This window comes from Mycobacterium sp. NGS39, assembly GCF_059812765.1.
In genome coordinates this window covers 1-21,971 of the sequence record NZ_JCALDH010000012.1, presented here as the reverse complement: position 1 = coordinate 21,971, position 21,971 = coordinate 1, and the positions used below count along the sequence as shown (strand labels likewise).

Genomic DNA, 21,971 nt, shown 5'->3' with positions numbered 1-21,971 from the left:
CTCAGCGCACCCCGAGCAGCGTGTCGATCCAGCCGCGCGCGAAGTACAACAGGAATCCGGCTGCCACCACCCACAGCAGCGGGCTGATCTGGCGAACTCTGCCCGACGCCGCACGCAGCACCACCCACGCGATGAACCCCACGCCGATCCCGTTGGCGATCGAGTAGCTCAGCGGCATCACCGCGACCGTCAGCACCACGGGCAGCGACACCGAGAACTCCGAGAAGTCGATCTCCCGCAGGACGGAGGCCATCATGGTGCCGACGATCACCAGCGCGGCGGCGGCCACCTCCGACGGCACGATCGCGGCCAACGGCGTCAGAAACATTGCCGCCAAGAACAATCCGCCGGTCACGAGGCTCGCGAGGCCAGTGCGGGCACCTTCGCCGATGCCCGCCCCGGACTCGACGAACACCGTGTTCGACGACGCGGACACCGCGCCGCCGGCCACCGCGCCGGCGCCTTCGACGACGAGGGCGGTCTGCAGGCGCGGGAAGTTGCCATGCTCGTCGGAGAGCCCGGCCTGGCGCGCCAGGCCGGTGAAGCTGCCCATCGCGTCGAAGAAGTTGGTGAACACCAGCGTAAACACCAGCATGACGGCGGCCACGATGCCGATGCGGCTGAAGCTGTTGAGGCTGAACTCGCCGACCAACGTCAGGTCGGGCAGTGCGAACGGTGAACGCTGCAGCGTCGGCACGGATAGGGTCCAGCCGCCAGGGTTCTTGGTCGCGGGCCCGAGGTGCCAGATCGCTTCGACGACGACGGCGACCGCGGTTCCGAAGATGAGCCCAATCAGGATGGCGCCGCGCACTTTTCGCGTAACGAGGATGCCGGTCGCCAGCAGCGTGAGGGCGAAGACAACGGTCGGCACGGTGTTGATCGAGCCGCCGCCGTGGGTGCCCAGGCCCACCGGAGGCGACGGCAGTTTCGTCGAACCGACGAAACCCGCGTCCACCAAGCCGACGAACAAGATGAACAGTCCGATGCCGGCGGTGATGGCCAGCTTCAACGGCATCGGCACCGCGTCGAAGATCAGTCTGCGCAAGCCGGTGGCGGCCAGCGCGACGATGATCAGCCCGTCGATGACGACCAGGCCCATCGCCTCGGGCCACGTCAGATCGCCGACGACCGAGCTGGCGAGAAACGAGTTGATGCCCAGGCCGGCGGCGAACGCGAACGGCAGCCGCGCCGCGACGCCGAACAAGACTGTCATCGCGCCCGCAGCGAGCGACGTGACCGCGGAGACTTGAGTGAAGCCAAGCCGGTGGCCGGTGACGTCGGCGGTGCCCGACAAGACAATCGGGTTCAGCACGATGATGTAGGCCATCGCGATGAAAGTGACTATGCCGCCGCGTATTTCGGTGCCGACGGTCGAGCCGCGCGAGGTGATCTCGAAGAAGCGGTCGATACGGTTCACCGTTCGACCCTACGGGGTGTGCTCGGCCTCAGTACGCGCCGAACACCAGCGCGACGTTGTGCCCGCCCAGCCCCATGGAGTTCGACAGCGCGTACCGGTAGTCGGCGCGCCGCGGTTCCCCGGCGACCACGTCGAGGTCGATCTCAGGGTCGAGGGTGTGCAGGTTGAGCGTCGGCGGCACGACGCCGTCACGCAGCGCCTGCACCGTCAGGACGGCTTCGACCGCTGCGGTGGCGCCCAGCGACTGACCCAGTGCCGCTTTGGGGGCGTAGACCGCGGGGTTGTTGTTCTTCAGCGCTCGCCTCAGCGCGCGAGCTTCGGCGAGGTCGCCGAACGTGGTGCCGGTGGCGTGGGCGTTGACGTGGTCGATGTCGTCGGGACTCAGCCCGGCGAGGTGGATGGCGTGGCTGATCGCGTCGGCGGCTGACTCGCCCGTCGGGTCGGGCTTGAGGTCGTCGTAGCCGTCGGAGGTGATCGCGACGCCCAGCAGCCGCGCCAGGATCGGCGCGCCGCGGGCTTTCGCGTGCTCCTCGGTTTCGAGGATCATCAGCGCGCCGCCCTCACCCAGCACCATGCCGTCACGGTCTTTGTCGAAGGGACGGCAGGCGCCGGCGGGGTCGTCGTTGTTGGTCGACAGCAGCCCGAGCTTGGTGAACGCGGCGACGGGCACTGCCTCGATGTGGGTTTCGACGCCGCCGCAGATCGCGATGTCGGCGTCGCCGAACACGATGTGCTGCCAGGCCTTGGCGATCGCGGCCGCTCCGGCGGCGTCGGCCATCACCGGCGAGATCACCCCGGCCTTGGCCTGGCGGTCAAGCCCGACCGCGGCGGCCGGCGCGTTGGGCATGAACATCTGCACCGACAACGGCGACACGGCACGCAGGCCGCGTTCCCGCCAGAGATCGTGCTGGTTGGGGATCTCCTGGGTGGAGCCGAGGGCCAGCCCAATGGAGACCAGCAGCCGTTTGGTGTCGACCTCCGGTTCGCCTGCGATCTTCCACAGCCGGCGGTTGAGCACCAGCGCCATCTTCTGCATGTAGGAGGTGCGCCTGCGCTCCACGCGGTCCAGCTGCTCGTCGAATGTCTCGCGTAGTTCACCGCCGATGCGCACCGGTGAGTCGAACTCTTGGACGAACGGCTTTTCCAGGGGCCGGATACCGCTACGACCCGTCAGTAGCTGCTGCCATGTCTGTTCGGCATCGGGCGCGAGCGCGGTGGTTGACGTGACTGCGGTGACGACGACGTCGGGGAGTTCGTCCCCGGTTCTCAACGGTGGCATGCCTCTGGTCGCCTAGCTTGTTGATGACGTTTCGGACGCTGTTCCATCCTACGAAAGCCCGGGCGAGTCCGTAGCCACCCACTTCCGGCCCGCGGCTCGTAGGCTCGAAGCGATGAGCGAGTCGGCGTTGCCTCCCGGTCCCACGCTGCCCAGGTGGATTCAGGCCAGCCTGATGATGCGCTACTGGCCGCGGTTCATCTCTGCGTGCCGACGCCGCTACGGCCCGATATTCACGGTCCGCATCGCGTCTCTGGGCACCTGGGTGTATCTGGCCGACCCCGCCGACATCAAGACCGTGTTCGCCGGCGACCCCGAGATTTTCCGTGCGGGAGAGGCGAACTCGATGTTGAGCGGAATGCTCGGGGAGACCTCGGTGCTGGTGGTCGACGGGCAGATGCACCGCGAGCTTCGCCGGCTGATGCTGCCGCCGTTTCACCGCGACGCCGTCGCGCGTCAGATGGAGGTGATGGCGGAGATCGCCGCGGCCAACGTGGCGCAATGGCCCATAGGAAAGGAATTCGCGGTGGCGCCGAAGATGGCGCAGATCACGCTGGAAGTGATTCTGCGGACCGTCATCGGTGCCAGTGACCCGGCCCGGCTCGCGGCCCTGCGTCGCGTGATGCCGAAGCTGCTGCAGGTGGGCGCGCTGGAGACGCTGGCCATCAACAACCCGGACCTGCAACGGCATTGGCCGTGGCGGGCGATGAGCCGCCGGATGGCCGAAGCCGATCAGCTGTTGTATGCGGAGATCGCAGAACGCCGCGCCGACCCGCACCTGGCTGAGCGCACCGACGTGCTGGCGATGCTGGTGCGCGCCGCTGCCGGCGACGAGCGCGGGATGACTGATCGGGAGCTGCGCGACCAGTTGATGACGCTGCTTGTCGCCGGCCATGAGACCACCGCAACCGGATTGTCATGGGCGCTAGAGCGATTGACGCGCCATCCCGCGATTCTTCAGAGAGCCGTGCGCGCGGCCGAGGCCGGCGACGACGACTACCTGGATGCCGTCGTCAAGGAGACGCTGCGGATCCGGCCCGTCGTGTTCGACGTCGCACGGGCGTTGCAGCAGCCGGTGGAGATCCGCGGGTATCGGCTGCCCGCCGGGGTCATCGTGGTGCCCGGGATCGGGCTGGTGCATGCCAGCGCCGAGGTCTACCCGGAGCCGCAGCGATTCGACGCGGACCGGATGGTGGGTGCGACGCTGGGCCCGACGACGTGGTTTCCGTTCGGTGGCGGCAACCGCCGCTGCCTCGGTGCGACGTTCGCGACGGTCGAGATGCGGGTGGTGCTGCGCGAAATCCTGCGCCGCGTCGAGCTCGCGCCCACGACGGCCAAGGCCGAGCGGCAGAAGGTCAAGCACGTCACGCTCGTCCCGCACCGCGGCGCTCGGATCCCCGTGCATGCCCGGCGCAACGTCGAGGCGCCGGCGCGTCACGCGTACTGAACTCGTACCGCCCGTTGGCTGGCGTAGACCTCGGCCAGGAACTGCTCGACGGCAACAGCCGCGTGGGCGGCGCGTGCCGAGCCGATGATGTCGAAACCGTGCTGTGTCAAAGGCAATTCGGCGTATACCACCGGCTGCGTGCTGACGTCACGCAGCCTCGTGACGAATGCGCGGGCCTGCTCGACCGGAACCAGCGAGTCGTTCACTCCGTGCAGGACGAAGAACGGGGGAGCGTCCGCAGACACGTAGCGCACCGGTGACGCGTCGATGTACGGCTGGAGATATTTCGAGTGCGGCTGCTTGACCACCCAGCGCTCGAGCAGCTCGGGCATCGACGGATGCATCGCGTCGTCGAAGCGGGTGAAGTCGTAGACACCGTAGAACGGCACGGCCGCCTGCACGCGGGTGTCGGCTCCTTCGAATCCGGGCTGGAACCGCGGATCGTTGGGCGTCAGCGCTGCCAGTGACGACAGGTGGCCGCCGGCCGAACCGCCTGTGGCGGCAATGAAATTCGGGTCGCCGCCATATTCGGCGATGTGTGCCTTGACCCACGCAAGGGCGCGCTTGACGTCGACGATGTGGTCGGGCCAGGTGTTGCGCGGGCTGTGCCGGTAATTGATCGCCACGCAGACCCAACCGAGTTCGGCGAGGTGGCTCATCAACGGATGTGCTTGTCCGCGTTTGTTTCCCGTCGTCCACGCGCCGCCGGGGATCTGGAACAGCACGGGAGCGCCACCGTCCGGGTCGAGGTCGGGACGTCGCCAGATGTCGAGGTGGTTGGCGCGGCCGAAGGGGCCGTAGCTGATGTCGGAGTCGTGGGCGTAGTTGCGGTAGATCCGCAGCATCCGGACGGGGCCCGGTGTCTTGGCGGTGCCGCCGCCGGCCGGCCGGCGCCACAGCCCCGACGAGTCGGTGCGGCGGTCAGCGCCCAGGCCGTCGTCCAGCGCAGCTTTCAGCGGTACGTCGGCGCGATGCCCGGCGCGGTGGAAGGTCAGCAGACCCAACGCGGACAGGGCCGCGGTGACCCAGGCGATCAAGCGGACCGGCCGGGTGAGGCGACGGGCGGTCAGCGCCAGGCCGGCGAGCTGGCTGGCCAGCGTCTGCAGCGGCAACTCGGTGACCACCAAACCGAATGCCCACGCCCAGATCGACGGGTATCCGGACCGGGCCAGCGGCCGGTAGCCGTTGAGGGTGGACGCGGCGGTGACTGCCGCGACGCCCAGCGCGCCGACTTGGCGGCCGATGTGGATGACTCGAGCCTTACGCATTCGGCCACGATACGAGAAGGTCAGGTGGCGCCCAGAAATCACCGCTCGAAGTGCTGATAGTCGTGCGGGTTTCGCCAATCGCCGCCCCAGCGCCAGCCATGATCGGTGAAGGCGCGAACCGCCGCGTCGCCGTCGTGAAGCATGCCGGGCTCGGTGCGGTTGCGGTCGAGATATTGTGCGGCGTTCTTCGGTTGAAATGCGCCCGTGGCATCGATGGACGGGTTGAGGAGCGGATTGACGTCGACAGCGGTACCGAGGGCGTGCAAAGACCAGCGGCCGGTTCCCGGGATGTCGCGACAGTTGAACGCCGAGGTGTTGTTGTCCTCCATCGACAGTTCGTCGTCTGCGCCCGGATACTGCTCGACGGTGCGCATCTTCGCGATGGGATAGCGCAGTCGCTGCAACTGGCCGAAGATCGTGATCACCTCGGCCGCCACGTGGTCGTCGACAATCAACTGGCCGCGGTGTGTTCGGCCGTCGAAGCCGACGTAGTCCACCTCGACGAGCCGCAGCGCTTCCGGCGCGACCGGGCAGCCCGGCCGCCAGCTGGCGCCCAGCTCGGCGGCGCTGACGGGGCGGACGGAGGCTGGGGCCGAAGCAGACGGCAGCGCGCTGGTGTCCGGCGGGGCGAGTGGCGTCGTCGGAGGCGCCGGCGGTACGGACGTGCACTGGGTGAGCAGCGCGCACAGGCTGAGCAAGATCGCCGGTAAAGCGAGCCGCGCCGCGCCGATGCGAAATGGCACCGCGCAGATGGTAGGCGCGGCTCGTCATCGGTGTACAGTCGAAGTTCAACGGTTTGAGGAATTTCGTGGAACATCGCAAGTCGCTTACCATCGTCAGCAAGATTTTGGTGCCGCCGCGCACCACGCTTGTCAAAAGAATTGCGCAACAAGCCTTTTCGTGTCGATCAGACGTGCCGTCGTGAACGGCATGACCGGCGCGCGGCGCTCGGCGCGTCCGGTGCGGGTGACGCTGGCCCATGCGTTGGGCGGTGACATCGACGGGGCCTGGTGGCCGCGGACTGCGTCAGTGGCGGGTGAGCTTCCAGAGTTGGTGGAGGCGCTGCATCGTCTTCTCGGCGAGATCCTCAATATCAACGTCAACTGGTCCGCAATGGCCGGCGCACCGGATCTGAACGCGTTGCGCTACGGACCCAAACCGATCCTTACATCGAATGACCGGCCACAACGGCTGATGGCTGTGACGGGCGATCTCGGATGCGCGACGCTGCTGGTCGTTCCGCATCTGACCATGCCTGCGCTCGGTCTTATGGTGCTTCGCCGGGCGGCGGGGCGGCCGCTGACCGTCGCCGAGCAAGACAGCCAGGAATTCCGGACCGCTGACCGAGTGGTGCGGGTTGCCGAGGCGCAGAGCGCGTCATGGGCGAAGGCCGTTTTAGAGGCCTAGAAAGGGCCTAGAAAGACCAATGGGCTGGTGTGGCATCGCCACCCCAGCCCACGGTCGTGTGGAAACTCAGAGTCTGGTCACTCCGACTGCCTGAGGGCCTTTGGCGCCTTGCCCGATCTCGAATTCGACGCGCTGGTCTTCGTCGAGGCTGCGATAGCCATTGCCCTGGATCTCGGAGTAGTGGACGAACACATCCTCGGTAGCACCGTCAGGAGTGATGAAGCCGTAGCCCTTTTCGCCGTTGAACCACTTCACGGTTCCTTGTGTCATGAATTAACTTCTCTCATTCAAAGCGGATGTAGGTAGAACATCCGCGGTCCAGCGTAACAAAGAAACGCGAATTGTCATCTTGCGTCGCTATTTTCGTTGGCCGCCTTCGGTTATTGCGGACGCCGTCGGCGTTGGCCCGACCGGCGACGACTGACAGGCGCGGCAACGGGAGCGGCCGGCGCACGGTAGGGTGCCGGCTCACCGACCAGCGCTTGCACCGCTGGCGAATCGGCAGCCACGTGCTGAGGACTGACGTGAATGCCGGCCTTACGCAGCAAAGTCCGCGTGTCACCGCGTTGTTCGGGCAGCACGACGGTGACTACGTCACCGGCATTTCCAGCGCGGGCCGTGCGTCCGGAACGGTGAAGGTAGGCCTTGTGTTCGTTGGGCGGGTCGACGTGCACCACCAACTCGATGCCGTCGACGTGCACGCCGCGTGCGGCGATATCGGTGGCCACCAGCACGCGAGCGTCGCCTGCGGTGAACGCGGCGAGGTTGCGTGCTCGGGCGGGCTGAGAAAGGTTGCCGTGCAAGTCAACTGACGGGACACCCGACGCGGTGAGTTCCTTGGCGAGCTTACGTGCCTGATGTTTGGTGCGGGAGAACAGGATTCGCCGACCGGTGCCTGACGCCAACCGGTGCACCAGTTCTTTTTTGGCTTGCACGCCGGCGACGTGGAAGACGTGATGGTTCATCGCCGCGACCGGTGAGCTGGCGCTGTCGACGGAGTGTGCGATCTCGTCGCGCAGGAATCGTCGGACCAGCTTGTCGACGCCGTTGTCCAGCGTCGCGGAGAACAGCAGCCGCTGGCCGCCGGCCGGAGTGGCGGCGAGGATGCGTGTGACGCTCGGCAGGAAACCGAGGTCGGCCATGTGGTCGGCTTCGTCGATCACGGTGATCTGCACGTCGTCGAGGCTGACGAGGCGTTGCTTCATCAGGTCTTCGAGCCGGCCCGGGCAGGCGACCACGATGTCGACGCCGGCGCGCAGCGCCGTGACCTGGCGGGCCTGCGGGACGCCGCCGAAGATCGTGGTGAGACGCAGGTCGCGGGCTGCGGCCAGCGGTTCCAGCGTCGCGCTGATCTGGGTGGCCAATTCGCGGGTAGGGGCCAGCACGAGTCCGGACGGACGCCTGCCGCTGCGGAGCCGACTGGCCATAGGGATCGCGAAGGCCAGTGTCTTGCCGCTGCCGGTCTTGCCCCGCCCGAGGACGTCACGGCCGGCGAGAGTGTCGGCCAGGGTGGCGGCCTGAATGGGGAACGGACGGTTGATGCCGCCTGCGGCGAGCGCGTCGATCACTGCTGCAGGCACGCCAAGGTCGGCGAAGTTTGTGGTCATTGATGTCTTTCAGGCATTGGGTGCGCCGAGGCTCGTCGCGCCGAACAGCGCGGTAACTCAGCACAACGTGGCGAGATTGCCGGTGGGCAAAATCGATCGCCGCGAATCGGATTTCGGCGGAGCCGATGGGGTTCCACGACGGTTTGTCGTAGCCAGCCTACCTGACGGCGGTCCGGGATCAGAGTTCGCCGAGATCGTCGGGCACGTCGACGGCGTATTTCTGCAGCGTCTCCAGCGGTACCACCGCCAGTGTCGCCTCGTGGGTGCAGGTCAGCACGACGGGTGCGGCGCAGCCGTCGACGTGGGCCCGCAGCCAGTTCGCGGCGGTCACACACCACCGGTCGCCCGGCACTAGGCCGGGGAAGCGGTACTGGGGCAGCGGCGTGGAGAGGTCGTTGCCGATCGAGCGCTGATGTTGCAGGAACTCGGCGGTCACCACCGCACAGATGGTGTGCAGGCCGATGTCCTGGGGACCGGTCGAGCAGCAGCCGTCGCGGTAGAAGCCGGTGAGCGGGTCGGTGCCGCACGGCTCGAGGACGCCGCCGAGAACGTTGCGGTCAGCCATGGGCACAGTATGCCGTCGAAACGGCGCGAATCGTGGGCGGCTGCGAGCGTCTTTGGCGCAGCTCGCGCGGATTGGGTACCGTCGCGAACGATTCCGGTACGACGTCGACGGAACCCACGCGAGGCAGGCCCCGATAGTGAGCGGCCGCCCGGCGGGGTTGGGTTTTTGGGAGTTTTCCGATGGTGTCAGCGCGCGGCGGCTACCGCGTAGGGACGACGTTCGGTCCCTATGAGCTGCGGTCGCTCATCGGGGTCGGCGGCATGGGCGAGGTGTACCGGGCCTACGACACGGCGCGGGACCGCATGGTTGCGCTCAAGCTGCTGCGGCCCGAGCTGGCCGCGGACCCGAGCTATCAGGAGAGGTTCCGCCGCGAGTCGCGGGTGGCCGCGCGCCTGCAGGAGCCGCACGTCATCCCGGTGCACGACTGGGGTGACATCGGCGGCGTGCTGTTCATCGACATGCGGTTGGTCGAGGGTGCGAACCTGAAGTCGCTGTTGGCGAGAACGGGTCCGCTGGAACCGGCGCGGGCGGTGTCGATCGTCGAGCAGGTGGCGGCGGCGCTGGACGCCGCGCACGCCGACGGTCTGGTACACCGCGACATCAAGCCGGAGAACATCCTGCTGACGGCTACCGACTTCACGTATCTCGCAGACTTCGGGATCGCGCACGGAGCCGGAGATGCAGGGCTGACGAACACCGGGCTGGCGATCGGGTCGTCGGCGTACATGGCACCGGAGCGGTTCAACGGCGGACGGGTGGGCCCGCGCGCCGACATCTATTCGCTGACCTGTGTTCTCTACGAATGCCTGACCGGCCGGCCACCGTTCGAGGGAGAGCTCAGTCAGCTGCTGAGCGCGCACCTGCTGACGGCGCCGCCCCGGCCGAGCCTGGTTCGGCCGGGTCTCAACCGCGCGTTCGACGACGTGATCGCACGCGGCATGGCGAAAGACCCGGCGGCGCGCTTCGCGTCGGCGGGAGAGCTGGCGGCCGCGGCGAAAGCTGCGGTGAGTGCGCCGTCGGCCGCGTCGAAGCCCAGCGAACCGCAGAAGACACGGCAGTTCCCGGCTCAGTGGCCCAACCCTGTCGGAACCGGCTACATCCCGTACGCGCAACCGCCTGTCACGCCGCAGCGGAGGCGCGGAATGGGCCCGCTGCAACTGCTGTTGGCGGGTGCGGCTGCGGGGTTGCTGCTGGTGGCGTTGGTGGTGGCAATGTGGTTGGTGTTCAAGGGAACTCAGGACGCGGCAGTGCCCTCGGCGGCGCCGTTGACGACCACGGAACCGTCGCCGACGACGTCTGTGACCACGACTACCCGGGCGACGACGACCACGTCGCGGCCGTCGTCGACGACACCCAGCTCGACGTCGCGTGCGCCCACCAATGTGGCCGGCACGGACGCGCAGGGCTTCGTCGGATCGGCCGCGCGCTGCAATTCCGGCGATCCCGTCGCGGCGATGGCACGCACCGACAAGTCGGTGCTCGTGGTGTGCCAGGGCAGCTCGGGCACTTACTACTACCGCGGGCAGCGGCTCAGCGACGGGGCGAGCATCGAGCTGTCCAATGCCACGCGATCGTCGGGCGGGTGGGACGTGGTCAACCCGGCCGACGGCACCCGATATGTGATCCGGCCGGACCAGTTGACGATCACCAACGGCCGAGCGTCCGAGGTGGAACCGATGGTGCAGTACGCCTCCAGCTAGGCGCTAGGCCAGCCTGTCACGTCACCGTGAGACCAGGCCCAGATGACGACGGGGGAGTTGCGTCCTGCAGGCGTGGATCAAGCGACGGACAGTATGCGACGGTAGCGGCCGCCAAGATCATGGACGCCTCGTGCAGCGTGTAGCCGATGTTCATCAGCTTGGTCACGGTGATCCGCCAGTTGTTGCCGCTGGCCATGTCCGCGCACGCGGCCAGGCCCTGCACCCGGATGCCCGGTGGATCCCAGACGACCATGCCCAGGGTGTCGAGCGTCGAGTAGTAGACGTAGTCCTGCGTCGGATCGGCGTTCGCCGGGGCGGCGAGACCGACAGCAAGGGTCAGTGCGGCGATCAAGATCGCCAGTGTTGATGTGCGCCAGCACTTTTGGTGGGTGTTCATGTGCGGCCTCCTTGGTGCCTGGTGGCTAGCGCTGAGAAGCTACACCCAGCCACCGACAAGTCGGCGAGTGCGAATGGGGCAGATGTGTCAAGACGACACGCCGGAGGTCGAAGCGCATCGTCGGCTGATGACCTCGCTATCGTGAGCTCGCATGACGGCCACCACCACAGCTGCGCCGCGATCGACCCCGGCCGAGACGCGCCGGGCGATCTGGAACACGGTCAGGGGATCGTCGGGCAACCTCGTCGAGTGGTACGACGTGTACGTCTACACGGTGTTCGCGCCGTACTTCGAGTACAAGTTCTTCGACGAGGCCGACAAGAACTCGACGATCTACATCTACGCGATCTTCGCGGTGACATTCGTGACGCGGCCGATCGGGTCGTGGTTCTTCGGCCGGTTCGCCGACCGCCACGGCCGCCGGGCGGCGTTGACGTTCAGTGTGTCGCTGATGGCGGCTTGCTCGCTGGTGGTGGCGCTGGTGCCGGCGCGGGATGTGATCGGTGCGGCTGCGCCGGTGATCCTGATCCTGTGCCGGCTGGTGCAGGGGTTCGCAACGGGTGGTGAGTACGGCACATCGGCGACGTACATGTCGGAGGCGGCGACCCGCGAGCGGCGGGGCTTCTTCTCGTCGTTTCAGTACGTGACGCTGGTGGGCGGCCACGTGCTGGCGCAGTTCACGCTGTTGGTGGTGCTGGCGGTGTTCGACGACGCACAGGTACACGAATTCGGTTGGCGCATAGGCTTTGCGGTGGGCGGCGTCGCGGCGGTGGTGGTGTTCTGGCTGCGGCGCACGATGGACGAATCGCTTCCGGAGTCGCATCTGGCGGCGGTGGCGGCCGGCCGGGACCGGGCGTCAGGGTCGCTGCGGGAGTTGCTCACGCGCTATTGGAAGCCGCTGCTGTTGTGCTTTTTGATCACGCTGGGCGGCACGGTGGCCTTCTACACGTACAGCGTCAACGCGCCGGCGATGGTCAAGGCCACGTACAAGAACCAAGCGATGACGGCGACGTGGATCAACTTGGCAGGGCTGGTGTTCCTGATGGCGCTGCAGCCGGTCGGCGGACTGCTCAGCGACAAGGTGGGCCGCAAGCCGCTGCTGTTGTGGTTCGGGTTCGGCGGGCTGGCGTACACCTACGTGCTGATCACGTACTTACCTCGAACTCATTCGGCCGCAATGACTTTCGCGCTGGTGGCGATCGGTTATGTGATCTTGACGGGGTACACGTCGATCAACGCGGTGGTGAAGGCGGAGCTGTTCCCCGCGCACATCCGGGCGCTCGGGGTGGGGTTGGGATACGCGCTGGCGAACTCGTTGGTCGGTGGGACCGCGCCGGCGATCTACCAGGCGCTCAAGGCCCGCGATCAGGTGCCGCTGTTCGTCGGGTACGTGACCGTGTGCATCGCGGTGTCGTTGGTGGTCTATCTGTTGTGTTTGAAGAACAAGGCCGAGACGTACCTGGATCGGGAGCAGGGCGGCGCTCTCGAGCCACGACGTGGTGCGCGGTGACACGATAGGGGGCGTGCGGGTCGGCGTGAGCGCCAGTGCAAGAGCCGTCGGTGCGATCGTGATTGCGATCGCTGCGGTGTCGTCGTGCGCCGCTCCCGTACACGATGACGACAGCCATCAGACTCAGGTGATCCAGGCGCCTGCAGCTGTGGTGCCGACGACCACGCCGGTTCTGGCTCCCACGCCTGACTTGCCGGTGGTGTCGAAGCTCGTCAACGACGCGATTGCGGCGCATCGGCTGCCCGGGGCGGTGGTGGTGGTCGGTCACGACGGCCATGTGGTCTTCCATCAGGCGTACGGCGTGCGCAAGCTCCCCGACGAGCAGGGGCTGGACGGATTGCCTTCTGCCGCAGAGCCGATGACGGAGGACACGATTTTCGACGTGGCGTCGTTGACCAAGCCGCTGGCAACGGCGACGGCCGTGATGCAGCTCTACGAAAAGGGTGTCGTCGGCGTCGACGATCCGGTCGAACGGTACTTGCCGGAGTTCAACCCGGCGCACGATCCGGTTCGGGCGGAGGTGACGGTGCGCATGTTGCTCACGCACACGTCAGGCGAACCGGGAGACGTCGACCTCAGAGACCCGTGGGGACTCGCCCGCCCCGACAAAGCAGAAGGCATTCGTCGGGCGCTTACCGCGCCGCTGCAATCGGCTCCTGGTCGAGGGTTCAGCTACTCCGACATCAACTTCATTCTGCTGGGTGCGCTGGTGGAGAAGGTCAGCGGAGAACCGGAGGACGAATACGTCCAGGCGAATATCTTTGTGCCGCTTGGCATGCGGGACACTCGCTACCTCCCGTTGGCGAAAGTGTGTGGGCCGCATGGCGTCAGAGGAGCCGCGGTGGCATGGGATCCGCATGGTGAGGCAGCCAATTGTCCGGCGGGTACGTGGAACGCCGATGTGTTGCCGCGGATCGCACCGACGGCACTCGACGAGGAAGACAGGGCCGATCCGAGCAAGAACCCGGACATCGATCACCTACTGCGGGGCACGGTGCATGACCCGACGGCGCGGCGGATGGGGGGAGTGGCGGGCCATGCCGGAGTATTTTCGACGGCTCGTGACGTGAGCGTGTATGCGCAGAGTCTGCTCGACCGGTTGGCCGGGCGTCCGAGTGAATTTCCTTTGACACAGGCAACTTTGGAGGAGATGACGACACCGCAGCAGCCGGGACATACCGCTGGTCAACTACAGGCGGCGCAAGAGGCGGCGCGAGCAGCCGGTGTCAAGGCGCCGCACTACCCAGCCGTTAGGGGACAGAACCTGCGCGGCTTCGGATGGGACATCGACACGAGCCACTCCAAGCCGCGCGGCGTGCTGTTTCCTGTTGGGAGCTTTGGTCATACGGGGTTCACCGGGACGATGCTGTGGATGGACCCGGGCTCGGACACGTACGTCGTGCTGTTGACGAACGCCATCCACGTGCGAGGCAGTACGCCGATCTCGGATCTGCAAGCCGCTGTCTCGACGGCAGCAGCGCAGGCGCTGGGTCTTTATGGCGTACCGTCGGCTACACCGCCTGGGCGGTGACCGCCGTGCGGAAGGCGTTGCCTAGCCCTGCGCTTCGACGGCGACCGGCTGCCATTGCTCCCAAGTCTTGAGGCGATTTTCGTAGTCGGCCTTCGCAATTTGGAGCGGCAGCTCGCCGAAGAACACCCGCAGGGGCGGCTCGTCGGCGTCGACCACTTTGAGCAGGGCGGCCGCCGATGCCTTGGGGTCACCGGGTTTCGCGGCGCGCTGACTGCGTTGGCGCTCGGCTTCTTCCTTGATCTGGTCGTAGTCGGGGAGTGGCCGGGCGTGCTTGGACGACGGACCGGCCCAGTCGGTGGCGAAACCGCCCGGTTCGATCAGCGTGACGTGAATGCCGAACGGCTTCACTTCGGCGGCCAGCGCCTGGGACAGCCCTTCGAGTGCCCACTTCGACGCGTGGTAGATGCCGACGTTGGCGAAGGCGCTGATGCCGCCGATCGACGACACCTGGATGATGTGGCCGCTACGCTGCTCGCGGAGGAACGGCAGGGCGGCTTGGGTGATCCACAGAGCGCCAAAGAAATTCGTCTCGATCTGGTCGCGGGCTTCTTGTTCGGAAAGCTCTTCGACGAAACCGAATTGGCCGTAGCCGGCGTTGTTGACGACGATGTCGAGGCGGCCGAAGTGGTCGTGGGCCTGCTTGATGGCGGCGAAGTCCGCGGCGCGGTCGGTGACGTCGAGCTGGATCGGCAGCAGTGCGTCGCCGTATTTGTCGGCGAGGTCGACCAGGGTGGAGGTGTCGCGGGCGGTGGCGGCGACCTTGTCGCCGCGGTCGAGGGCTGCGATGGCCCATTCCCGGCCGAAGCCGCGGGAGGTGCCGGTGATGAACCAAACTTTGTCAGACAACGGTGAACCCTTTCGCTTGCTACGACAGGTTCCAAGGCGTCTCAGCCGGCTGGCATTCCCGGGTGTGGCTGTGAGTTTTCTGGGCTCAGGTCTTGGCGCCGCGGGGATATCCGCGGCGGACGGTGCGGTCGAGGATGCCGAGCGTGGCCCGAAGCGCGGCTTCGGAGATGACGGGGAAGATGCCGGCGTCGCGCCAGACCTGGTCGATGTCGGACCAGTCGTAGAACGAGGTGACGAGGGTGCCAGCGCCGTTGGGGTCGGGTTCGAGCCGATAGCCGTAGACGTGCCCGATCTGTGGGCGGATCTTGCCGAGCACAGTCCACGAGACGAGGCGGTCTTCCTCGAAGTCGCGAATGGTGACGGTGACGTCGTACTTGCCGAGTTCGGGGAAGTCGTTGAGCGACTGCCGATCCATGTGGACGACGAAGCTGTCGCCGGCGGCGGTGACTGGCTAGCCGTCGGCGTCTTGCAGCATGCCGGACGAGTCGATGGCGACGTGGCCGTGCGGGTCGCACAGCACGGCGAAGATGTCGGAGGCAGGTGCGGCGATGGTGCGTTGGACCTCGATGCGGTCAGCCATGAAGCGATCCTGTCACGGCCGCAAGACTTTCATAAGCCATGGTCCAACTGATCGGGGTCAGGCCAGAACCGCTAGCTCCGAATAACCCGGTACTGACTCGGTTCTATCAACCACGGCGAATTCGCCAGCGTGACAACCGGGTTCAGTATTCGAACCGGGTAACCCATTCCAGTCAGGCGTTCAAAATCCACTTGTGGATCGGCCCTTAGATCGATTGACCCCCAAAAATGAATCTCGTACGCTTCTTTGTGCCTGGTGGCGACGCGGTACTCATTAGAGCTAATGAAGAACTGGATCTCGTTACCAGCAGAGCCCTTAACCTCAATATGTCGCGGCGGCGGGCCCACTACCTCGATGTCATACCCGAGCGAGTCGTCGTCTCGACTCACCCAGACGACTCGCTCGCGCGCACCGACCTGTGCGGACCGTTCCAACTGCATCGAATATAGTTCAGCTCGCTCACCGATCGCCTTCCGCCTCTTCTCAACTTCTTGCCAGTCAACACGGCTGTCGGGAGTCAACTCGTTCCACATCGAGTCCAGCTCTAGCCCAGAATCTCGGCCTATCAGGATCCGCCCACCGACAGTCACGTCCGGCATCCGAGCCAACAGACCGACAAGCTGCGGCGCGACCGCTTGCGCTGCGTTACGGCTACACGCGTATCCGTCGCCGTTCCTGCTGAGAACCGTTCGAATCGTGCGAATTTGGCTCGCCATGAGTCCCGACCGAATGATGGCTATAGCCAACGGGTGTGACCCCTCTCTCCGAATTTGTCGCCACACTCGATCTCCGATCGTCGAGCGCGCGACAACACCGTCTGCTAAGACCACTAAGCGCATGGTCGCCAGGCATGCAACAGCGACCGGTACTGTCTGGCGCGCGGTTTTGACCCGCGCCTGCAATAGGAGCTGAAGCCCATCAATTGGCACTCCCCCGGCGTGACGGCTGGGAATCGCAGACAAGATCAGTAAGAGATGCTCGACAAATGGCTCGGTGAAATGAGCCGCTGTCAGGTTATGAGCCCCTACACTCATTCATCTTGACCCAGGATGTAGGCGAGCATTGACCGCAAATCATCCAACGTTCCTTCGGCTGCATCTGGTGCGTCCTCGATCGGTTCTAGCGATGCCCCTTGAAGCAACTGCAGCATTCGTGCCTCCTTGAGCGCTAGTGACGCACCCACTAGGCCATCCGCCGTAGGTTGCCCATCGCTCAAAGCCTGAAGTACAACCACATGCACCTCAGCATCTTCTGGCAGCCCTAGACGATGGATCCGGTCGATTGACTGGAGCCATTGGGCGCAGTCGTACGTGCGGTCGAGGTAAATCGCATTCCGGCAGGACCGATGGAGGCTGATCGACTCCGAACATGAAGCAGGATTGGTGATCAAAACCGCCTTGCCCCGATACCCGAGAAAACGCGCAATCACAGTCTCGCGAGATTGGTCGTCATCCGCCACCTCGGCTACCGAACCGATGTCCTGTGCGCGGGCAGCAGTCCGGCCATCTACTTGGAAAACCGCAACACCAAGCTCATCGCGCGCGAACCTGGCAAATTGATCGAGATTTCGAATGAAGTTGCTCCACACAACACACTTCTCATCTGCGGCTAACGAGGACACAATCTCGCCAGCGGCAACAAACTTCGCGGGCGGTTCCGCCACTGGGTCGAAACTCGCGATGCGGCCGAGAAGAGTCGGAGTGGCTCCTTCAGACGCTCGGCCGTGATGCCCTTCTTTCAGGACAGCGGCATTCGACGCCGCTTGCAGGAGCCGCATCGGCCGGCCCCGCCGAAGAGCCGCTAAGCGATCGGCCTCATTAGGATTAGCCGCCTGTACCGCTCGCCGGAGGTGGTTCCGGAGCATCTCGTATATCTCGCTCTCACTGGCCGAGAGCTCTACATCGATGTACTCAACAATTGGTGGCCGTAGACCGAGTTCATCTTTCGAAGTTCTGGATACGAATGGAAGAACCCTCGCAATGACCTGAGGAAATCGTCTCTCAACTTCAGGTTTGAACTGCGCTTTCGGTCCCGTCAGCTCACGGCCGGGCCACAGCACGTTGAGTTGCGAGTACAAGTCAAGCCCCGACTGCGGCATCGGAGTTCCAGACAACACCGTTCGAGCAGAAGCAAGTGCTGCGATATCGATCACCGCTGGCGCCCACTGCCCCCCATTGAAGCGCTTGATACGGTGAGATTCATCTGCTACCAACATGATTCGCAATCGACGACAGAGCTCTTTCAGGGCCGCGACATCCGCGACCGCACCCGGATAGCTGGTCAGCACTACTGTCTGCGGCCCAATGGATCGTATTACCCGGCGACGTTCTGTCGCCGACCCTGACAGCCGCTGCACGCTCCAGCTGGGCATGCAGATCGCTGTCTCAGACTCCCACGGCTGGAAACTCGATAGCGGTCCAATCACGAGCACCGCATCGATAGTGCCCGATGCAACGTGCGCTGCCGCCACGGCGAGGGTAGTCGCAGTCTTGCCCGCCCCGGGAACACTGAAGTTGGCCGCATTCCCTGCGGAGAGGGCATGTAGGACCGAATGGATTTGGTGCTCGCGCAATTGGCGGGCGGTCCGATTCCACCCCGCCACATCGAGCAGCTCCAGTAACCGCTCCCGCGAAATACTGGCACTTCCGCCGCGGAACTGTTCGGCAGCTTGCCGAGCCCGCTGAAAACTCCTCTGGCGCTCAAGGTCTCGTTCTACAGAGATATCTACGGCGCCGATGAGTTCCAGTTGGAGCCCTCTGCCCGTCAGCCATCGATTAACCTGAATACAAAGTTCATCGAGCGATCTCCCGCCCTTAGGCTCAAGCCGCCACCTTTGCCCATCTGTGGTACCTCCCAATACGCCTTGGAGGAACAGGCGTACCGCACGGGTCGAAGGCACCCCCTCGACGTACAGCACGCCGTCTTCGATAAGTAGCCGTGCGGGTGACGCGACAGAAGTCATTCGAGCACTTCGAGTGCTTGCGTAGCCCAGGATTGAATGGAGGTCACCGCAGCGCGCGCCTCCTCTCGTTCGGATCCTCTTAATTGACCTAAAGCCACGAGATCCACCGCTTCCAACCGCGCCGTGGCTTGGTTCAGCTGCTTCTGAACGTCGAGATTAGACGCAGCGAACCTATCCAGCGCCGAGTCAATCACAGCCGAGACTTCGTGTCTCGGGTAGTCGGCTGGACTGACAACTAACCCGCCGTCATCTTCATCGTCGGCGTCATCGTCACGCTCGGGGGCAGTGGCATCACTGAGCTCTGGATATTCAACTTCGGGCGCTGCATGTTCGGCGTCCCATCCGGAAATTTCCTCAACTTCGAGAATCTTTGCAACCATCTGATCGAAGAGGCCGCGATCCGTGCCAAAAACCTTTCGCAGTTGACGAATATCCAAGTAGCCGCGCCCAGCCTGTACGAACGCGAACGCCGCCTGTAGAAGCTCAAATTGCTGATCGGGTTCCTCTTCGTAGGTCGACATGCAGAGACCTACTTCCCGGAAGACCTCAACCTGCCGGCTGGCCAACGAATAGCGGCCCGGTGCGTTGATGTAAGTCAGATATTGATCGAGAGCGCGGATCGCATACAACTGCTTCGAGGCATATCCGGCATCATCGCGCCCCGCATAATGCTTCAATCGGTTCGCGACTATCGAAATCGACTCTGGGTCCTCCCAGTCGATGCCCTCAAGCTCTGCCGCTTCGCGCAGAGCCAGTAGAGCGTTCACATCTTGGTAGCGCTTCTTGAAGTTCTCGGTGAGCTGTTCGCGCTGTTCCATTCTGAACAGCTCGCTCTCATCGACGTCATCAATCGTGAGAATGATCGCATCCACCCAATGGATGTCCGCACCCTCGTTCCTCAATCGCTTCAGCATAGCTAGTCGACGGTTCCCGTTCCGGACTGTTCCGTCAGGCCGAATCCACAACGGCTCAGCCTGTCCACGGTCCTGCCAATCGTCCCGCAATGCCTTGTAATCCTTTGAGGGAGTGCCGACCGCCACTCCGCGTTCAAGATCTACATCGATCGAGGAGTCGCACAGGATAGCGATGATGCTTTCTTCGTCGCTCGGGTTGTTCGCTGGATCCAGCGGTCTGCCGAGCTTGTGCTCAACTAGCTCGCGTTCCGAGCTAAATCGCTTGTTGTCGACATTTAGCACGAGTCGCTCAATTGGTACCTGCCACACGTCGTAGTACGCCCACCCATCGCGTACCCAGATCTTGTGCTGGGCCTGCTTATTGGGAGGGCCGACGGGCTGCTTACGGGCCTCAATGTCTGCTGCTCGCTGCTCTGGGGTCACTCACTACTCCAAATCATGGCTCAGGCTTAACGTAAAGTTCCAACCGTTCGGGCGTTTCTGCGCCCCTTTCCCCGCCTAGCCCTCACAAATCTGGCTTTGCTCATCGACCACGCATGCTCGAACGAATCACGATCGCCTCGGTTAATAGAAAGGCCCGACGCTTCGATCTGTGAAATCCATTTGCTGGGCAGGTCGCCGGTCACCCCGGACTCTAAGCCAGAGGCGACTACCTCCTGTTTTCGCCTCGCGACGACTATGACGTCCCATTCGCAATTGCCTTCTGCGACATGATGTCCCATATGAGGATCAGCGAGGACAGGCCAGAGCGCGACCACCGCTAAATCTGCGTCATCAAGAGCTTTGCCTATGGCCGTCCAAGCATCGCGGCTCGCAGAGTGGTAAGTGAATACAAGGGGTACGCCTGGCCGGACTCGGGCAAGCGTCGCCTTAAGTGCTCCGCCTAGTCCAATCGCGAATGACTCAACTGGCGAGTCTGCGTCTGGCAGTAGCGGGACGCCAGAAAGTTGTGGCTCGCGCAGCCATAGCCTGAAGAACTCTGACAGTTCTGAGTAGGCGATAAAGTCGAAGTACGGTGGGTCTGTCACACAAATGCTTGCCGCGCAATCGCTTTGACCGCTTGTATCATCAGCGGATTTGCAGACGATATCAACAGATGAGGCCATAACGGGCAGGTCTATTGCAGCTCGCTCGATCCGTCCCCCCGTCAGATACGCCCGCCGAACTTTCGTATCTGCGCGCTCCATGATGCGACTGCGGGCACTCTTGAAAGTTCCACGACCCCCAGTGGGGTGGAACGGATTCAACTCCACGGTCAGACACGGCAGCGAGAAGCCCCGTACGCTGAATAGCGGAGCAAGTCGGCCCCAGTCTCGCGCATAACCGCAGAGCACGTTATTGCAAAGGAGTGCGCCGGTCAGCATCAATGTCAAGTCCCGTTCCAGATTAGGACTCAATCCAGAAGTTCGGACCTTCTCGAACGCAGACGTGAACACAGCCCATTGACGCGGCGTGAAAAGGGTTCGCACCGACGAGTAGCCGGCGCTCACGGGTCGCCTATCCCGACGCTCCACCGCCAACGGCATATCGAAATCATGTCCAACGCGTGAAGCCAACTTCGCCGCCTCGACCACCAGCTTTCGATCGAACGGATCTGCGCTTCGAATCCGCCGACGAAATCCAGCCCGAGTTTCCTCGACAGCGACCAGTACCCGCTCGGCATTCGCTGTCTGAAGATCCTCGCGAGTGGATACCGCCCGACACTCCGGACAGTGGAACTTGCCGGCGTAGTACGTGCCGACGCCGAGCCTGTACCGCCGACCACAGCATCGAAGCTCCTTGCGGGCGGCCCCGAGCGCATGCACCTGTAAGCAGCTTGGACAGAATGCGTGAATTGCGTCGTCTCGAACGACGGATCCATCGCGCCCAGAGCTGGTCGCGATGATGAGATCCTTATAGAGAAGCCCCGGCTCTGAACACGCACTGCACTCCGGCCGCGACAGCCAAAACCAATGCAGAGGCGTCCACTCGTCATCCACGCCAGTGAAGTAACCCCCGAACGCGGCGGCCAGGTGCTCAACCAGCCTGGCCGACTGTTCGCCGAAGTCACTGATGTAGCCGCGAAGCTCCGAAGCCACAACTGCTACTGCAACCGGATCGACGTCGCGGCCAATAACGGCGGCACCCATTCTGGCCGCCTCAACCAAGCTCGTACCGCCGCCCATGAACGGGTCGTACACCGTCGCGTCTTTTAGCCATAGTCCAGACTCGGAGTGCAACCGCCAGAAATCGTCTGAGTTTGTGGCAGCAAGATGCGATGCAAGAAGCAGTGCACGTACCAATGTCGGAGGCCGCCGCGCAAACCACTTGTGAACGCCGTACACCGCGTCCTTACTCCTGCGGTCCGCCGCAACCAGACGGCTAACTGCGATGTAGGGAAACCAAGACTCAATTAGTCGAGCCGACCCCAGACCGTTCCCTGCGTCTCCCACTCGACTCAATCTAGCGGTCACCTGTGACATCTTCGATCATTTTGCCTCGCGGTCGAGCCACGTCCTGGATAGGGGCCATGCCGACGTGCCGCGAGTGCCATGGTCAAGTCCC

18 protein-coding genes and 1 pseudogene are annotated in these 21,971 nt (G+C 64.4%); 5 read left to right on the top strand and 14 right to left on the bottom strand.

Going from position 1 to position 21,971, the window contains the following annotated elements; all coding sequences use genetic code 11:
- Position 1 precedes the first annotated feature (1 nt).
- Complete coding sequence (locus AC5Y39_RS16860) at positions 2-1,417, bottom strand: NCS2 family permease (protein ID WP_500020077.1); 1,416 nt, start codon at positions 1,415-1,417, stop codon at positions 2-4.
- A gap of 28 nt (positions 1,418-1,445) precedes the next feature.
- A complete protein-coding gene (locus tag AC5Y39_RS16855; RefSeq protein ID WP_500020079.1) occupies positions 1,446-2,696 on the bottom strand; it encodes a KasA/KasB family beta-ketoacyl-ACP synthase in 1,251 nt (416 codons plus the stop codon).
- A gap of 112 nt (positions 2,697-2,808) precedes the next feature.
- Between AC5Y39_RS16855 and AC5Y39_RS16850 the strand changes: the two genes are divergently transcribed.
- Positions 2,809-4,140 (top strand): cytochrome P450, encoded by a 1,332-nt coding sequence (locus tag AC5Y39_RS16850; RefSeq protein WP_500020081.1) that lies wholly within the window; start codon positions 2,809-2,811, stop codon positions 4,138-4,140.
- Here AC5Y39_RS16850 and AC5Y39_RS16845 read toward each other — a convergent pair.
- Both AC5Y39_RS16845 and AC5Y39_RS16840 read right to left on the bottom strand, forming a co-directional pair.
- Positions 4,128-5,408, bottom strand: coding sequence for an alpha/beta hydrolase fold domain-containing protein (locus tag AC5Y39_RS16845; RefSeq protein ID WP_500020083.1), 1,281 nt, complete (start codon positions 5,406-5,408; stop codon positions 4,128-4,130). The two genes, AC5Y39_RS16850 and AC5Y39_RS16845, sit on opposite strands and share 13 nt — an antisense overlap.
- 38 nt (positions 5,409-5,446) lie before the next feature.
- The gene (locus tag AC5Y39_RS16840) at positions 5,447-6,151 is read right to left on the bottom strand and encodes a M15 family metallopeptidase (protein WP_500020085.1); all 705 of its coding nucleotides are present in this window, start codon (positions 6,149-6,151) and stop codon (positions 5,447-5,449) included.
- Between the two features lie 157 nt (positions 6,152-6,308).
- Between AC5Y39_RS16840 and AC5Y39_RS16835 the strand changes: the two genes are divergently transcribed.
- A complete protein-coding gene (locus AC5Y39_RS16835; protein WP_500020087.1) occupies positions 6,309-6,815 on the top strand; it encodes a DUF5994 family protein in 507 nt (168 codons plus the stop codon).
- Between the two features lie 66 nt (positions 6,816-6,881).
- Here AC5Y39_RS16835 and AC5Y39_RS16830 read toward each other — a convergent pair whose 3' ends face one another.
- The 3 genes from AC5Y39_RS16830 to AC5Y39_RS16820 all read right to left on the bottom strand — a co-directional run bounded on the left by AC5Y39_RS16830 (position 6,882) and on the right by AC5Y39_RS16820 (position 8,987).
- Positions 6,882-7,085, bottom strand: a complete 204-nt coding sequence (locus AC5Y39_RS16830; RefSeq protein WP_499906041.1) for a cold-shock protein — start codon at positions 7,083-7,085, stop codon at positions 6,882-6,884.
- A gap of 110 nt (positions 7,086-7,195) precedes the next feature.
- Entirely contained in the window at positions 7,196-8,422 is a 1,227-nt protein-coding gene (locus AC5Y39_RS16825) for a DEAD/DEAH box helicase (RefSeq protein ID WP_500020089.1), read from the bottom strand.
- Between the two features lie 178 nt (positions 8,423-8,600).
- Positions 8,601-8,987 (bottom strand): DUF2237 family protein, encoded by a 387-nt coding sequence (locus AC5Y39_RS16820; RefSeq protein ID WP_500020091.1) that lies wholly within the window; start codon positions 8,985-8,987, stop codon positions 8,601-8,603.
- A 179-nt stretch (positions 8,988-9,166) separates the two neighbouring features.
- Between AC5Y39_RS16820 and AC5Y39_RS16815 the strand changes: the two genes are divergently transcribed.
- Positions 9,167-10,687, top strand: a complete 1,521-nt coding sequence (locus AC5Y39_RS16815) for a serine/threonine-protein kinase (RefSeq protein ID WP_500020093.1) — start codon at positions 9,167-9,169, stop codon at positions 10,685-10,687.
- A gap of 16 nt (positions 10,688-10,703) precedes the next feature.
- Here the strand turns inward: AC5Y39_RS16815 and AC5Y39_RS16810 are convergent, their stop codons facing one another.
- A complete protein-coding gene (locus tag AC5Y39_RS16810) occupies positions 10,704-11,084 on the bottom strand; it encodes a DUF732 domain-containing protein (RefSeq protein ID WP_500020095.1) in 381 nt (126 codons plus the stop codon).
- A 151-nt stretch (positions 11,085-11,235) separates the two neighbouring features.
- Between AC5Y39_RS16810 and AC5Y39_RS16805 the strand changes: the two genes are divergently transcribed.
- Positions 11,236-12,594, top strand: coding sequence for an MFS transporter (locus AC5Y39_RS16805; RefSeq protein WP_500020097.1), 1,359 nt, complete (start codon positions 11,236-11,238; stop codon positions 12,592-12,594).
- A gap of 13 nt (positions 12,595-12,607) precedes the next feature.
- Positions 12,608-14,125 carry a serine hydrolase domain-containing protein gene (locus AC5Y39_RS16800; RefSeq protein ID WP_500020099.1) on the top strand — a complete coding sequence of 506 codons (1,518 nt, stop codon included), beginning with the start codon at positions 12,608-12,610 and terminating at the stop codon, positions 14,123-14,125.
- A gap of 21 nt (positions 14,126-14,146) precedes the next feature.
- On the opposite strand, the gene AC5Y39_RS16795 is transcribed toward AC5Y39_RS16800, so the two are convergent.
- From AC5Y39_RS16795 to AC5Y39_RS16770, 6 genes and pseudogenes are all read right to left on the bottom strand, one after another.
- Complete coding sequence (locus AC5Y39_RS16795; RefSeq protein WP_500020101.1) at positions 14,147-14,971, bottom strand: SDR family oxidoreductase; 825 nt, start codon at positions 14,969-14,971, stop codon at positions 14,147-14,149.
- 85 nt (positions 14,972-15,056) lie between these two features.
- Positions 15,057-15,551, bottom strand: a pseudogene (locus AC5Y39_RS16790) (SRPBCC family protein).
- A gap of 71 nt (positions 15,552-15,622) precedes the next feature.
- Complete coding sequence (locus AC5Y39_RS16785; protein ID WP_500020103.1) at positions 15,623-16,084, bottom strand: protein NO VEIN domain-containing protein; 462 nt, start codon at positions 16,082-16,084, stop codon at positions 15,623-15,625.
- A 497-nt stretch (positions 16,085-16,581) separates the two neighbouring features.
- Positions 16,582-18,513 carry an SNF2-related protein gene (locus tag AC5Y39_RS16780; RefSeq protein WP_500020105.1) on the bottom strand — a complete coding sequence of 644 codons (1,932 nt, stop codon included), beginning with the start codon at positions 18,511-18,513 and terminating at the stop codon, positions 16,582-16,584.
- Positions 18,510-19,850: a hypothetical protein gene (locus AC5Y39_RS16775; protein WP_500020107.1), complete on the bottom strand. Its 1,341-nt coding sequence runs from the start codon at positions 19,848-19,850 to the stop codon at positions 18,510-18,512. The genes AC5Y39_RS16780 and AC5Y39_RS16775 overlap by 4 nt, the downstream gene beginning before the upstream one ends.
- A gap of 26 nt (positions 19,851-19,876) precedes the next feature.
- The gene (locus tag AC5Y39_RS16770; RefSeq protein WP_500020109.1) at positions 19,877-21,607 is read right to left on the bottom strand and encodes a hypothetical protein; all 1,731 of its coding nucleotides are present in this window, start codon (positions 21,605-21,607) and stop codon (positions 19,877-19,879) included.
- Between the last annotated feature and the right edge of the window lie 364 nt (positions 21,608-21,971).